1 pseudogene is annotated in these 1,330 nt (G+C 67.6%); it reads left to right on the forward strand.

Annotation, left to right across the window (positions count from 1 at the left end):
* Nucleotides 1-1,330: pseudogene (locus tag ACLQ2R_RS39435) on the forward strand (DNA-directed RNA polymerase subunit beta); the annotation flags it as partial.

Here is a 1,330-nt window from a genome sequence, read left to right on the forward strand (position 1 = left end):
GCCGATACAAGATCAACAAGAAGCTGGGTGTCGACGCCGAGATCACCCAGGGCACGCTCACCGAGGACGACATCGTCGCCACCATCGAGTACATCGTCCGGCTGCACGCCGGCGAGGTCGAGATGCCCGGCGCCAACGGTGACATCGTCGTCGAGACCGACGACATCGACCACTTCGGCAACCGCCGCCTGCGCACGGTGGGCGAGCTCATCCAGAACCAGGTGCGCCTTGGCCTGGCCCGCATGGAGCGGGTGGTCCGCGAGCGGATGACGACCCAGGACGTCGAGGCGATCACGCCGCAGACCCTGATCAACATCCGCCCGGTCGTCGCCTCCATCAAGGAGTTCTTCGGCACCTCCCAGCTGTCGCAGTTCATGGACCAGACCAACCCCCTGGCCGGCCTGACGCACAAGCGTCGTCTGTCCGCGCTGGGCCCCGGTGGTCTGTCGCGTGAGCGGGCCGGCTTCGAGGTCCGCGACGTGCACCCCTCCCACTACGGCCGGATGTGCCCGATCGAGACGCCGGAAGGCCCGAACATCGGCCTGATCGGCTCGCTGGCCTCCTACGGGCGGGTCAACTCCTTCGGCTTCGTGGAGACCCCCTACCGCAAGGTCGTCGAGGGCCGGGTGACCGACCAGGTCGACTACCTGACCGCCGACGAGGAGGACCGGCACGTCATCGCCCAGGCGAACACGCCGATCGGTCCCGACGGAACGTTCCTCGAGCCGCGCGTCCTCGTCCGGAGGAAGGGCGGGGAGTTCGAGTCCCTGCGCGCCACCGAGGTCGACTACATGGACGTCTCGGCACGCCAGATGGTGTCCGTGGCGACGGCGATGATCCCGTTCCTGGAGCACGACGACGCCAACCGGGCCCTGATGGGCTCGAACATGCAGCGCCAGTCGGTGCCCCTGCTCAAGAGCGAGGCCCCGCTGGTGGGCACCGGCATGGAGTACCGTGCCGCCACCGACGCGGGCGACGTGATCACCGCCGAGAAGGCGGGCGTGGTGGAGGAGGTCTCCGCCGACTACGTCACGGTCATGAACGACGACGGCACCCGCACCACGTACCGGGTGGCGAAGTTCAAGCGCTCCAACCAGGGCACCTGCTTCAACCAGAAGCCGATCGTGGCCGAGGGCGACCGCATCGAGGTCAACCAGGTCGTGGCCGACGGGCCGTGCACCGACAGCGGTGAGATGGCGCTGGGCAAGAACCTGCTGGTGGCGTTCATGCCGTGGGAGGGTCACAACTACGAAGACGCGATCATCCTGTCGCAGCGCCTGGTGCAGGACGACGTGCTGTCCTCGATCCACATCGAGGAGCACGAGGTCGA

Origin of the sequence: Streptosporangium sp. DT93 (assembly GCF_049844535.1) — a bacterium.
GTDB lineage: Bacteria > Actinomycetota > Actinomycetes > Streptosporangiales > Streptosporangiaceae > Streptosporangium.